This window comes from Comamonas sp. Z1, from assembly GCF_008121555.1.
Classification (GTDB): Bacteria; Pseudomonadota; Gammaproteobacteria; order Burkholderiales; family Burkholderiaceae_C; genus Comamonas; species Comamonas thiooxydans.
On the sequence record NZ_VOQT01000002.1, the window covers coordinates 139,190 to 152,198 of the forward strand.

General features: G+C 62.6%; 9 protein-coding genes. 8 read left to right on the forward strand and 1 reads right to left on the reverse strand.

The genetic code is table 11. The annotated features are described in order from the left end of the window. Window positions 1-16 precede the first annotated feature (16 nt). The gene (ffh, locus tag FSY45_RS04020; RefSeq protein ID WP_003070990.1) at window positions 17-1,408 is read right to left on the reverse strand and encodes a signal recognition particle protein; all 1,392 of its coding nucleotides are present in this window, start codon (window positions 1,406-1,408) and stop codon (window positions 17-19) included. A gap of 487 nt (window positions 1,409-1,895) precedes the next feature. On the opposite strand from ffh, the gene FSY45_RS04025 reads away from it, so the two are divergent. The 8 genes from FSY45_RS04025 to FSY45_RS28485 all read left to right on the forward strand — a co-directional run bounded on the left by FSY45_RS04025 (window position 1,896) and on the right by FSY45_RS28485 (window position 12,910). Beyond that, the gene (locus FSY45_RS04025) at window positions 1,896-2,702 is read left to right on the forward strand and encodes an inner membrane protein YpjD (RefSeq protein WP_034357803.1); all 807 of its coding nucleotides are present in this window, start codon (window positions 1,896-1,898) and stop codon (window positions 2,700-2,702) included. Next, window positions 2,699-2,944, forward strand: coding sequence for a PP0621 family protein (locus FSY45_RS04030; RefSeq protein ID WP_003070981.1), 246 nt, complete (start codon window positions 2,699-2,701; stop codon window positions 2,942-2,944). Before FSY45_RS04025 ends, FSY45_RS04030 begins: the two co-directional genes overlap by 4 nt. A 4-nt stretch (window positions 2,945-2,948) precedes the next feature. Beyond that, window positions 2,949-4,754: a PAS domain-containing sensor histidine kinase gene (locus tag FSY45_RS04035; RefSeq protein WP_046461820.1), complete on the forward strand. Its 1,806-nt coding sequence runs from the start codon at window positions 2,949-2,951 to the stop codon at window positions 4,752-4,754. Window positions 4,755-4,801: 47 nt separating this feature from the next. After that, window positions 4,802-6,268 carry a sigma-54 dependent transcriptional regulator gene (locus tag FSY45_RS04040; RefSeq protein WP_080944472.1) on the forward strand — a complete coding sequence of 489 codons (1,467 nt, stop codon included), beginning with the start codon at window positions 4,802-4,804 and terminating at the stop codon, window positions 6,266-6,268. Then, on the forward strand, window positions 6,261-6,890 hold the full coding sequence (gene ampD, locus FSY45_RS04045) for a 1,6-anhydro-N-acetylmuramyl-L-alanine amidase AmpD (protein WP_003070972.1): 630 nt from the start codon (window positions 6,261-6,263) through the stop codon (window positions 6,888-6,890). Before FSY45_RS04040 ends, ampD begins: the two co-directional genes overlap by 8 nt. 504 nt (window positions 6,891-7,394) lie before the next feature. Beyond that, window positions 7,395-10,304 carry a ribonucleoside-diphosphate reductase subunit alpha gene (locus FSY45_RS04050; protein WP_046461822.1) on the forward strand — a complete coding sequence of 970 codons (2,910 nt, stop codon included), beginning with the start codon at window positions 7,395-7,397 and terminating at the stop codon, window positions 10,302-10,304. A gap of 228 nt (window positions 10,305-10,532) precedes the next feature. Further along, the gene (locus FSY45_RS04055; protein ID WP_045838669.1) at window positions 10,533-11,624 is read left to right on the forward strand and encodes a ribonucleotide-diphosphate reductase subunit beta; all 1,092 of its coding nucleotides are present in this window, start codon (window positions 10,533-10,535) and stop codon (window positions 11,622-11,624) included. A 179-nt stretch (window positions 11,625-11,803) separates the two neighbouring features. After that, complete coding sequence (locus FSY45_RS28485) at window positions 11,804-12,910, forward strand: hypothetical protein (RefSeq protein WP_148747921.1); 1,107 nt, start codon at window positions 11,804-11,806, stop codon at window positions 12,908-12,910. Window positions 12,911-13,009: the final 99 nt, after the last annotated feature.

The window sequence follows — 13,009 nt, forward strand, 5'->3', positions numbered from 1 at the left end:
TCAGGGGGATCAAATATCAGAACGGCAGCTTGGGCATGCCGCCGCCGCCCATCATGCCCTTCATGGCCTTCATGCCGCCCATCTTCTTCATCATCTTCATCAGACCGCCGCCCTTGAACTTCTTCATCATGGTCTGCATCTGCTCGAACTCCTTGAGCAGGCGGTTGACTTCCTGCACCTGCACGCCGGCGCCGTCGGCAATACGCTTTTTGCGCGTGGCCTTGATCAGGGCGGGGTTCTTGCGCTCCTTGAAGGTCATGGAGCAGATGATGCCTTCCTTGCGCTTGATCTCGCGCTCGGCCTTATCCATGTCGACCTGACCGGCCTTGCCGGCCAGCTCGGCGGGCAGCTTGTCCATCAGGGTCGAGAGACCGCCCATCTGCTTCATCTGCTGCAGCTGGGCCAGAAAGTCGTTGAGGTCGAAGCCGTCGCCGCTCTTGAGCTTCTCGGCCATCTTCTGCGCGGCTTCCATGTCCACGCCCTTGGTGACCTGCTCGACCAGGGCCACGATGTCGCCCATGCCCAGCACGCGCTGTGCGTGGCGGTCGGCATCGAAGACTTCCAGGCCGTCGATCTTTTCCGAGACACCGGCGAACTTGATGGGCGCGCCCGTGATCTGGCGCACCGACAGCGCAGCACCGCCGCGCGAATCGCCATCGAGCTTGGTCAGCACGATACCGGTCAGCGGCAGCGCTTCCTTGAAGGCCTTGGCCGTGTTGACCGCATCCTGGCCCTGCATGGCATCGACCACGAACAGGGTTTCGACGGGCTTGAGCGTGGCGTGCAAATCCTTGATTTCGGCCATCAGCAGCTCGTCGATGGCCAGACGGCCGGCCGTATCCACCAGCAGCACATCGAAGAAGTGCTTTTTGGCGTAGTCGATCGCGGCCACGGCGATATCGTGGGGCTTCTGGTCGGGCGTGGAGGGAAACCACTCGGCGCCAGCCTGGGCCGTCACGGTCTTGAGCTGCTCGATGGCTGCGGGGCGATACACGTCTCCCGAAACCGTGAGCACCTTTTTCTTGCGCTTTTCGATCAGATGCTTGGCCAGCTTGGCCGTGGTGGTGGTCTTGCCGGCGCCTTGCAGACCCGCCATCAGAATGACGGCAGGAGGCTGGGCGTTGAGGTTGATGTCGGCCACGCCTTCGCCCATGGTCGCCGCCAACTCCTTGTTGACGATGGACACCAGCACCTGGCCGGGCTGCAGCGAGCTGATGACTTCCTGGCCCAGCGCCTTTTCCTTGACGCGGGCGATGAAGTCGCGCACCACGGGCAGGGCCACGTCGGCCTCCAGCAAGGCCATGCGCACTTCGCGCAGCATGTCCTGCACATTGGACTCGGTGATGCGGGCCTGGCCGCGCATCTCTTTGACAAGGCGCGAGAGTTTATCGGTGAGTGCGGAGGCCATAAGCAAAAAGCATTCGAAAGTTATGGAAGGACGGGAGTCGTGCGCGAGCGCGCAGCACGACTCTCCGGGCAGCTTGCGGACCCAGCTCAGGCGAGGCGAAGCTGCATGAACAGGCATTTTACCCGCTGCCCTTGATTGACGATGCCCCGCAGGCTTGTCCGTGATCTGCCTCAGGCGTGCAAGGTCGCTGCGCCCTGCCCCACAGCTCCCTCGGAAAAGAGAGCAGGCCGGTCCTGAATGGACCTGAATCGAGCTCTCCTGCAAGTCCTGGCTCGTGGCGCAGGACTGGCCGGCTGGGCGGGAGGACTGGAGACATCGCCCGGCAGGAGAAAATCCTTGAAGAACGGTCTCGAAAGTCGACGATCTGCTCGCAAGCGCTCAAACCCACGCTCATGACCGGGTTCAGACAGTGCTTTATGCACAAAATTGCCGGACGGCAGCGGCCTGCAAAAGATGAGTGCGGGCCAGCGGCACTATCATAGAAAGCATGCTCTCCCAACCGCTCACCGCAGCTGGCCCCATTGGCTGGATCCTGGCCATGGCCGCAGCCATTGCCTACGCCATTCCTGCACTTGCCACCCAGCACCTGCAAGAAGCCGGTGCCCGTCGCTGCCTGCGCCTGGCCTGGGCACTGCATGCCCTGCTGCTGGGCTGGGGTCTGCTTGGCGAGCTGCCGCACTTCGGCTTTGCTCCTGCACTCTCTATCACTGCCTGGCTGGTGCTGACCGTCTATGTGGTGGAGCAGCAGCTCTATCCGCAGCTGCGCTCGCGCTGGCCTCTGTCCATGCTGGGCAGCGTGGCCGTGCTTCTGGCCGTGGTGTTCCCCGGCACACCGCTGCACGTCAACGCCTCGCCCTGGCTGCCGCTGCATCTGGCTCTGGGTATTGCTTCCTACGGCCTGTTTGCCGCAGCCGTCGTTCATGGCGCGCTGATGAGCCATGCCGAGCGGCAGATGCGCCAGGGCGGCGACCATGACAGCGGACTGCCGCTGCTGACGCTGGAGCGGCTGACCTTCCGTTTTGTCGGAGCAGGCTTTGTGCTGCTGACCGCCACACTGGCCGCAGGCTGGCTGTTTGGCGAGCAGCTCTACGGCAAGGCATGGGTGTGGAATCACAAATCCATTTTCTCCCTGCTGTCCTGGCTGGCATTTGCCGTGCTGCTGTTCGGCCGCAAGCGATTCGGCTGGCGCGGCCAGAGCGCCGTACGTGTTCTTTATATCGGCGCCATCTTTTTGCTGCTGGCCTATGCCGGCTCGCGGTTTGTGATTGAAGTCCTGCTGGAGCGCGCAGCATGAAGTATTTGCTGGTCCTGCTGGTCGTGGTGGTGGCTGTCGGAATCTGGCGCAGCAAACGCCGCGCTGAAGTGGCCGAGCAGACCAGGCCTGCCAGCCCCCCCAAGCAGGCACAGACCATGGTAGCTTGCGCTCACTGCGGCCTTCACCTGCCGCAAGCAGATGCCGTGAGCGACGCCTCGGGCAAGATCTTCTGCAGCGCGGAACACCGCCGCCTGGCCCAGCAAGACACTGCCCGCCACTGACCGCATGGTGAACTCCGCCTCGCCCTGGCAGCACACCGCCATCCCGCTCGATGAAGCCATCAGCCGGCGCGCGGACGCCAGTCTCAACGCCCCGTTCGTGCGCCTGTGGCAGGCCTTCCTCAGCGGCCGCGTGCTTCTGGCGCTGGCCCTGGTGCTGCTGCAGACGCTGAATCTGCAGCTGCAGAACATCAGCTCTCCCCTGGCCTGGCTGATCTGCTTCACCTATCTGACGCTGACCGTCGTGCTGCGCCTGGCTGCCGGACGTCATTTGCCGGCACCTCGCGCAGCCCTGCAATGGCTGCCCGTGATCGGCATCGACATTGCGGCGATCTTTCTGCTGCAGATCTTTCAGGTCGGCTCGCTCAACTACACCGCGCTGCTGGCCATTCCCGTCCTGATCTCCTCGGCGCTGGGCGGACTGATGCTGGCCTTTGGCACCACGGCCAGCATCACACTGCTGACGCTGGCCTACACCTTCTGGCAATACCATGGCGGGCTCAACGACGGCGCCCAGTCTTACTACCAGACGGCGTTTTCCTGCGCCGGCTATTTCTGCGTGGCCTATCTCACGCACGAGCTGGCCAAGCGTGTCCGGCGCGAGCGTTCCCAGGCCCTGTTCAACCGCTTGCGCACCCAGACCCAGGAGCAGGTCAACAGTCTGGTGATCAACCACTTCTCCGACGGCGTGCTGGTGGTCGACTCGAGCTTGCTGGTTCTGCAGGCCAACCCAGCTGCCTTGCAGCTGCTGGGCCTGCCCATAGATCACCCCCAGCCTTTTTCCCTGCAGGCCCACAGCTGGTGGGAGCCGCTGGCGCATTCAACACAAGCCAGCTTTGCCCATGCCCGCCCGCTGTCCGCCACGATTCACCTGCAGGCTCATGAACGACACGGCGCCACGGGCATGCATGTGCGCACACGCATCACCGAAGTTTCGGCGCCCTATCTGGACGAGGGTCCGCAGGCGCAAGCCAGCCACTCGCTTTGCGTCATGTTTCTTCACGACCTGCGCGAAATGGAAGCGCAGCTGCGCACCGAAAAGCTGGCTTCCATGGGCCGTATGTCGGCTGCCGTGGCCCACGAAATACGCAACCCGCTGGCCGCCATCACCCAGGCCAATGCGCTGCTGGCCGAAGACCTGGCGAGCCAGCCCGGCCCCCAACAGCTATGCCGGATCGTGGGGCAGAACGCCGACCGACTGGCCCGCATCGCCGAAGAAATCCTCAACCTGGCGCGCGTGCAACAGGGCGCAGAAACCCATCAGGGCCAGTCGTTGCCGCTGGACACCCTGCTGGCCCAGATCAGCCATGAATGGCGCACACAGGCCGCTCCGCCGCGCCAGCTTCTGCTGCGGCTCAATGCAACGGCCCGCCATATCCTGTTCGATGAAGAGCATCTGCGCCGCGTGCTGATCAACTTGCTGGACAATGCCCAGCGCCACCGCAGCCATGCCGGCAATGAGGCGGGCCTGCAGTTGATCAGCGGCCACGGGCCCTTGAACGGTCAGATCCAGGGTCTCGCACCGCAGGACGACACCTGCTGGTTCATGGTCTGGAGTGATGGAGCGCCGCTGGAGTCCAGCGTCGAGCGCCATCTGTTCGAGCCGTTCTTCTCCTCTCAAAGCCGCTCCAGCGGCCTCGGACTCTATATATGCCGCGAGCTGTGCCAGCGCTACGATGCCTCCATCAGCTATCAACGCCTGGCTCGCAGCACACCGCAAGGCGAGGTGAACGGCAATGCCTTTATCGTGACTCTGCGCAGCGGCCCTTCATCCCTCGCGAGCCACTCCCTGTTTGACTCGATCATGGTGTAAGCCCAGTGACATCATCGCCTCACTCATCCGCAGCGGCCAGCATTCTCGTGGTCGATGATGAACCGGATCTGCGCACGCTCTACGAGCTGACCTTGTTGCGGGAAGGCTACCGCGTGGAAACCGCGGGCTCGGTCCAGGAAGGCATGACTCAGTTGCAAGGCCGCAATTTCGATGTCTTGATTACCGATATGCGCCTGCCCGACGGGATCGGCATGGAGCTGCTGCTGCAGCTGCGCGATCAGTCGCGCAGCGAGCGCTGCATCGTCATGACGGCCTACGGCTCTGCCGAAAACGCCGTCGAGGCCCTGCGCGCGGGCGCGTTCGACTATCTGACCAAGCCCGTGGACCTGCGCCAGTTCCGTCAGGTCGTGGCTTCGGCCGTGCAAGGCATTGGCGCAGTGCCCAAGCCCGGCAACCCGCAGGCCAGCGACAGCTCGGCCGCCAGTGGTACTGGTGCGGGAACGCCAGCTGGCGCCCTGGAGGCTCTGGTTGGCAAATCTCAGGCCATGCAACTGGTCAAGCAGCGCATTGCCAAGGTCGCCAAAGGCATGGCTCCCGTGCTGATCCACGGTGAATCCGGCACGGGCAAGGAACTGGTGGCACGCGCCCTGCACGGCTGCAGCCAGCGGGCCGGCGGGCCCATGGTCGCAGTCAACTGCGGCGCCATTCCGGAAAGCCTGCTCGAAGCCGAGTTCTTCGGTGCCCGCAAGGGCTCCTACACCGGTGCCACGCAGGACAGGCCCGGCTACTTCCAGGCCGCGCAAGGCGGCACCTTGTTTCTCGATGAAATCGGCGACCTGCCCCTGGCCATGCAGGCCAAGCTGCTGCGCGCCATTCAGGAGCGCAAGATTCGTCCGCTGGGCAGCACCCAGGAAGAAGCCGTCGATGTGCGCATCGTCAGCGCCACCCACCGCGATCTGGTAGCGGAAGTGCAGGCAGGCAATTTCCGCCAGGACCTGTTCTACCGCCTCAATGTCATCGAAATCGAGCTGCCCGCGCTGCGCGAGCGCCGTGAAGACCTGGGCCAGCTATGCCAGGCTTTGCTGCAAAAGCTGGCCCGCGAGTCCGGACTGGCTACGCCGGAGCTGGACGACATCAGTCTGAGCCAGATAGCCCGGCTCCCGCTGCCTGGCAATGTGCGCGAGCTGGAGAACGTGCTGCACCGCGCCATTGCACTGGGCGAGGAAGGCCCGCTACGTCTGCCCGAATCCGGCGTGCCGGCCGAGTGCGCTGGTGTGGTGGCAGCGGCTTCCTCGGGCGCTTGGGCATCGAGCGCACCGCCGCCGCAAGCTCAGCACGCAGGCAGTCCGGCCACGCTGCCGGAGGATCTGCAAGGCTGGCTTGATGAGCAGGAGCGCAGCATCCTGGTCAGAGCCCTGCAGGACAACGGCTTCAACCGCACAGCCACGGCGGCCAGACTGGGCATCAGCCTGCGCCAGATTCGCTACCGCATCGACCGTCTGGGCATAGACCTTCCGGCCGAAGGCAGCAAACACCAGAGCGATAATGTCTGATTCCACGCCTCTTTCCTCCTCCCTGGCCCAGCCCTGGCAGGCCGGCTGGTATGGTGCGGCGCGTCAGCTGAGATCTCCCAATTTCGGCCCTCGCCCCGCGGATGCGCAGATCGATCTCGTCGTCATCCACTCCATCAGCCTGCCTCCGGGCCAGTACGGTACAGGCGCGGTGCAGCAACTGTTCACCAATCAGCTGGACTGGGACGCCCACCCCTATTACCAAGGCATTCGCGGCCTCGAAGTCTCGTCGCATTTCTTTATCACGCGCCAGGGCGAGATCTGGCAGTTCGTCAGTTGCGACGACCGCGCATGGCATGCCGGCGTGAGCCAGTGGCGCGGGCGCGAGCGCTGCAACGACGACTCCATCGGCATCGAACTCGAAGGCCTGGAAGGACTGAGCTTTGAAGCTCCGCAGTACCAGGCCCTGCAGCAGCTTTGCATGGCCATCGCGGCGCACTATCCGGTGCGCTACATTGCCGGGCACGAGCACATCGCACCCGGACGCAAGCAGGACCCCGGACCCGGTTTCGACTGGCAGCGGCTGCAGCAGCAGCTGGCCAGCGCAGACAGCACCCGAAGCTGGGAATTCCCTCCCAGTGCTGCAGCCTCAGGCGCGGCCTGAAATCTTCATAGCACCTACCGCCTTTCAGTACTCGATTTCATACATATTCGCAGCTGAAATCCTGTACCAGCAAGCGCCATGCGCTCCTCATTTTGAGAATCCCAAGCATCCATCGTTGCGGGGCTCGAAACGGCATGTCAATGGCGCGCGTGCAACAACTGTCGCCTGCATCAAACACGCAAATTTTTTACATATTTCCGGCCCGATCTGCCGCCGCGCGCAACCGCGCCGCAGGCCTTTATTCATGCGGGATGAAGTCATTTTTGCGGCTGTCAAGCGGCGCTCGAAATGCCAGATTCAGTAGTTTCATCAGGTCGCTCGGATTTAAGCGCGATACACTACCGGTAGTGTTTTGAAGAGCCTCAGACCCCATATCTAGTGTTTACAAGTTGTGCACACCCTGTGCAAACCATGTGTAAACCGAGGCGCCGAATCGTGTTTTTGATGGCCTGCCCACAGTGCAGGCCTTTGTCTGCCTATCCACATACTGACTCAGAGGAACTTATGCAAGAAGCGTTGAACTCACTGCCTTCTGCCGCACCTGCCGGTGCAGCCAATTCTTCCTCCCCCAATGACAGCTATCAGATCATCCGCCGCAGCGGCGATGTGGTGGCTTTCGCGCCCCAGAAGATTGCCGTGGCCCTGACCAAGGCTTTCCTGGCTGTGCGCGGCGCACAGGGCGCGGCATCTGCCAGCGTGCGCGACACCGTCAACGAACTGACCGAAGGCGTGGTGCGCGCACTGGTGCGCTCGCGCCCCGATGGCGGCACCTTCCATATCGAAGATGTGCAGGACCAGGTCGAGCTGGGCCTGATGCGCGCCGGTCACCAGGACGTGGCCCGTGCCTATGTGCTGTACCGCGAGCGCCGCAACCAGGAACGTGCCGAGCAGAAGAAGGCCGCCGAAGTGGCCGCCGCTGCCGCCGCCAAGCCCGTGCTGCATGTGACCGACAACGGCCAGCGCGTGCCCCTGGACCAGGAACGCCTGGAGGCTCTGATCGTCGCTTCCTGCCGCAATCTGAATGCCGACATCCAGTCCGCGCCCATCGTGGCCGAGACCCTGCGCAATCTGTACGACGGCGTGCCTCTGGCCGAGGTCTACAAGGCGTCCATCCTGGCCGCCCGTACGCTGATCGAAAAAGACCCCGACTACACCTACGTCACCGCCCGCCTGCTGCTGCACACCATCGTGCGCGAAGTCATGGGCCGCGACGTGCAGCCCGCAGAAATGCAGGCTGCCTATGCCGACTACTTCCCCGGCTTTGTGCAAAAGGGCGTGGACAACGAGCTGCTCAACCCCGAGCTGCTGAACTACGACCTGCCCCGTCTGGCCAAGGCTCTGAAGGCCGAGCGCGACGAGCAGTTCGACTACCTGGGTCTGCAGACCCTGTACGACCGCTACTTCCTGCACGTGCGCAAGACCCGCATCGAGCTGCCCCAGTCCTTCTTCATGCGCGTGGCCATGGGCCTGGCGCTGAATGAGCCCGACCGCAACGCCCGTGCCATCGAGTTCTACGAGCTGCTGTCGTCCTTCGACTTCATGTCGTCCACCCCGACGCTGTTCAACAGCGGCACGCTGCGCTCGCAGCTGTCGTCCTGCTACCTGACCACCGTGCCCGACGACCTGGACGGCATCTACGAATCCATCAAGGAAAACGCCCTGCTGTCCAAGTTTGCCGGCGGCCTGGGCAATGACTGGACCCGTGTGCGTGCCCTGGGCTCGCGCATCAAGGGCACCAACGGCGAATCGCAAGGCGTGGTTCCCTTCCTCAAGGTGGTCAACGACACGGCCGTGGCCGTGAACCAGGGCGGCAAGCGCAAGGGTGCGGTCTGCACCTATCTGGAATCCTGGCACCTGGACATCGAAGAGTTCCTGGAGCTGCGCAAGAACACCGGCGACGACCGCCGCCGCACCCACGACATGAACACGGCGAACTGGATTCCCGACCTGTTCATGAAGCGCGTGATGGAAAAAGGCCAGTGGACCCTGTTCTCGCCCGCCGACGCTCCCGATCTGCACGATCTGTACGGCGAAGCCTTCGAGAAGGCCTACACCGCCTATGAAGCCAAGACCGACAGCGGCGAGCTCAAGCTGTTCAAGCGCGTGCCTGCCGTGGATCTGTGGCGCAAGATGCTCTCGATGCTGTTCGAGACCGGCCATCCCTGGATCACCTTCAAGGACCCCTGCAACATCCGCTCGCCCCAGCAGCACGTGGGTGTGGTGCACTCGTCCAATCTGTGCACCGAGATCACGCTCAACACCAGCGACACCGAAACTGCGGTCTGCAACCTGGGTTCCGTGAACCTGGTCCAGCACATCAAGGACGGCAAGATCGACCACGACAAGCTGCGCAAGACCGTGAACACGGCCATGCGCATGCTGGACAACGTGATCGACATCAACTACTACGCCGTGCAAAAGGCCAAGGACTCCAATCTGCGCCATCGCCCCGTGGGCATGGGCCTGATGGGTTTCCAGGATGCGCTGTATGAAATGCGCACCGCCTACGCCAGCCAGGGCGCCGTCGAGTTCGCCGACGAGGCCATGGAAGCCATCTGCTACTACGCTTACTGGGCGTCGACCGAGCTGTCCAAGGAACGCGGCACCTACTCCACCTTCAAGGGCTCGCTGTGGGATCAGGGCATCCTGCCCCCCGACACCCTGAAGCTGCTGGAAAAGGCCCGCGGCGGCTATGTGGAAGTGGATCGCTCCGCCAAGCTGGACTGGGACGCCCTGCGCGCCAAGATCGCCAAGGACGGCATGCGCAACTCCAACTGCGTGGCCATTGCTCCCACCGCCACCATCTCCAACATCGTGGGCGTGGATGCCTCGATCGAGCCTTCGTTCGGCAACCTGTCCGTGAAGTCCAACCTGTCTGGCGAATTCACCGTCATCAACCAGTACCTGGTGCGCGACCTCAAGCGCCTGGGCCTGTGGGACGACGTGATGGTCATGGACCTCAAGCATTTCGACGGCTCGCTACGCGCCATCGACCGCGTGCCGCAAGAGATCAAGAATCTCTACGCCACCGCGTTCGAAGTCTCGCCCGAATGGCTGGTGGAAGCCGCCTCGCGCCGCCAGAAGTGGATCGACCAGGCCCAGAGCCTGAACATCTACATGGCCGGTGCATCGGGCAAGAAGCTGCACGACACCTACATGCTGGCCTGGCTGCGCGGTCTGAAGACCACTTACTATCTGCGCACCACCAGCGCGACCAATATCGAGAAGTCCACCGTGCAAAGCCGTGTGCTGAACGCCGTGTCCTCCGGTGCTCCTGCCGCTTCGGCGGCCCCTGCGGCCAAGCCTGCGGTGAGCGCACTGGAAGCCGCTGCCGCCGCTGCCCGTGCCCAGGCACCCGCCACGGACATCAAGTTCTGCGCGATCGACGACCCAGGCTGCGAGGCCTGCCAGTAACTGGCAGCACCCCCTGAGGCGCTTGGCCTAGGCGGCCCCCGCGCCTTCCCCCTCTCTGGCGCTGAGCGCCGGAGGGGGACGACACCCTCGGTGCGCGGCGGCGCTTCCTCGGTGTCTCTCGCTTTAGAGTGCGCCAGTATTTGAGTGGTGCCACTCCATCAATAAATGACTGAAAAGCTGGATGTCGATTGCATTGCACCCAGCCTTTTCCCCCCTCAAGGAATAAATATGCTGAGCTTTGACGACGACACCTTTGCCTCTTCCGCCACCAGCGCAGAAGCCGGCGCGTCCACCAGCACCCACAAGCGCGTGAATGCCGCCGACAAGCGCATCATCAACGCCAAGACCGATGTGAACCAGTTGGTCCCTTTCAAATACAAGTGGGCCTGGGAAAAGTATCTGGCCACCTGCGCCAACCACTGGATGCCGCAGGAAGTGAACATGACGCGCGACATCGCTCTGTGGAAGGACCCCAACGGTCTGACCGAAGACGAGCGTCGCATCGTCAAGCGCAATCTGGGCTTCTTTGTGACGGCCGATTCGCTGGCCGCCAACAACATCGTGCTGGGCACCTACCGCCACATCACGGCGCCCGAGTGCCGCCAGTTCCTGCTGCGTCAGGCCTTCGAGGAAGCCATCCACACTCACGCCTACCAGTACATCGTGGAATCGCTGGGCCTGGATGAATCGGAAATCTTCAACGCCTACAACGAAGTCCAATCCATCCGCGACAAGGACGAGTTCCTGATCCCCTTCATCGAAGCGATCATGGACCCCAACTTCAACACCGGCACGCCCGAGACCGACCAGACTCTGCTGAAGTCGCTGATCGTCTTTGCCTGCCTGATGGAAGGTCTGTTCTTCTACGTGGGCTTCACGCAGATCCTGGCCCTGGGCCGCCAGAACAAGATGACGGGCGCTGCCGAGCAGTACCAGTACATCCTGCGCGACGAGTCCATGCACTGCAACTTCGGCATCGATCTGATCAACCAGCTCAAGCTCGAGAATCCGCATCTGTGGACAGCCGAGTTCAAGCAGGAAATCACGGAGCTGTTCCAGAAGGCCGTGGAGCTCGAATATCGCTACGCCGAAGACACCATGCCACGCGGCGTGCTGGGCATGAATGCATCCATGTTCAAGGGCTATCTGCGCTACATCGCCAACCGTCGCGCCACGCAGATCGGTCTGGAGGAACTGTTCCCCGGTGAAGAAAATCCCTTCCCCTGGATGAGCGAAATGATCGATTTGAAGAAAGAACGTAACTTCTTTGAGACACGAGTGATCGAGTATCAGACCGGAGGCGCACTTTCTTGGGATTAATTGCTTCTAAGCAGGCACAATGCGAGTCATGACTTGCTTCACTTCATTGCTACAAAAAACTGAGATTTTTGGCGTGAAGCAAATTTGTGTTCCTAGCGATGCGTAACTCCACATCGCTTTGAATCGTCCGGCACCGCAAGGAACCGGACGTCTTATGCAAATCAACGAAGGAGAAAATGATGGCAACTGCGAAGAAGACGGCCGCCAAGGCCACAACCGAGAAAAAGACACCTGCCAAGAAGGCGGCCGCGCCCAAGGCTGAAGCTGTGAAGAAGGCAGCTGCAACCAAGACCGCAGCCCCCAAGGCCGCTGCTCCTGCAAAGGCTGCACCCAAGAAGGCTGCAACCGCTGCCAAGGCTGCTGCTCCTGCAAAGGCTGCACCCAAGAAGGCTGCAACCGCTGCCAAGGCTGCTGCTCCTGCAAAGGCTGCACCCAAGAAGGCGGCAACCGCTGCCAAGGCTGCTGCTCCTGCAAAGGCTGCAACTAAGAAGGCGGCAACCGCTGCCAAGGCTGCTGCTCCTGCAAAGGCTGCACCCAAGAAGACTGCAACCGCTGCCAAGGCTGCTGCTCCTGCAAAGGCTGCGCCCAAGAAGGCTGCAACCGCTGCCAAGGCTGCTGCTCCTGCAAAGGCTGCGCCCAAGAAGACTGCAACCGCTGCCAAGGCCGCTGCTCCTGCTAAGGCTGCACCCAAGAAGGCTGCAACCGCTGCCAAGGCTGCTGCTCCTGCAAAGGCTGCTCCCAAGAAGACTGCAGCCGCTGCCAAGGCCGCTGCTCCCGCAAAGGCTGCACCCAAGAAGGCTGCAACTGCTGCCAAGGCCGCTGCCCCAGCGAAGGCTGCCTCCAAGAAGGCTGCAACCGCTGCCAAGGCCGCTGCTCCAGCGAAGGCTGCCTCCAAGAAGGCTGCAACTGCTGCCAAGGCCGCTGCTCCCGCAAAGGCTGCCCCCAAGAAGGCTGCAACTGCTGCCAAGGCCGCTGCTCCCAAGAAGGCTGCAACTGCTGCCAAGGCCGCTGCTCCCAAGAAGGCTGCAACTGCTGCCAAGGCCGCTGCTCCCGCAAAGGCTGCCCCCAAGAAGGCTGCAACCGCTGCCAAGGCCGCTGCTCCCGCAAAGGCTGCCCCCAAGAAGGCTGCAACTGCTGCCAAGGCCGCTGCTCCAGCGAAGGCTGCCCCCAAGAAGGCTGCAGCAGCACCCGCTCCTGCCGCAGTAACCGAAACCGCTGCACCCGTGGCACAGACCCGCCTGGCACCTCAAGCCGCCTGGCCCTTCCCCACAGGTAACAAGCCCTGATCGGTTCGCTGACCTGCACGCCATAAAAAAGCCCGACCTCTCTTGCGAGAGTCGGGCTTTTTTACATGCCTGATATCAGTGCCCTCAGGGCACGGACAC

Coding starts and splice junctions, on each gene's coding strand:
- ffh (WP_003070990.1), bottom strand. CDS start 1,408: ATGGCCTCCGCACTCACCGATAAACTCTCGCGCCTTGTCAAAGAGATG.
- FSY45_RS04025 (WP_034357803.1), top strand. CDS start 1,896: ATGCTCTCCCAACCGCTCACCGCAGCTGGCCCCATTGGCTGGATCCTG.
- FSY45_RS04030 (WP_003070981.1), top strand. CDS start 2,699: ATGAAGTATTTGCTGGTCCTGCTGGTCGTGGTGGTGGCTGTCGGAATC.
- FSY45_RS04035 (WP_046461820.1), top strand. CDS start 2,949: ATGGTGAACTCCGCCTCGCCCTGGCAGCACACCGCCATCCCGCTCGAT.
- ampD (WP_003070972.1), top strand. CDS start 6,261: ATGTCTGATTCCACGCCTCTTTCCTCCTCCCTGGCCCAGCCCTGGCAG.
- FSY45_RS04050 (WP_046461822.1), top strand. CDS start 7,395: ATGCAAGAAGCGTTGAACTCACTGCCTTCTGCCGCACCTGCCGGTGCA.
- FSY45_RS04055 (WP_045838669.1), top strand. CDS start 10,533: ATGCTGAGCTTTGACGACGACACCTTTGCCTCTTCCGCCACCAGCGCA.
- FSY45_RS28485 (WP_148747921.1), top strand. CDS start 11,804: ATGGCAACTGCGAAGAAGACGGCCGCCAAGGCCACAACCGAGAAAAAG.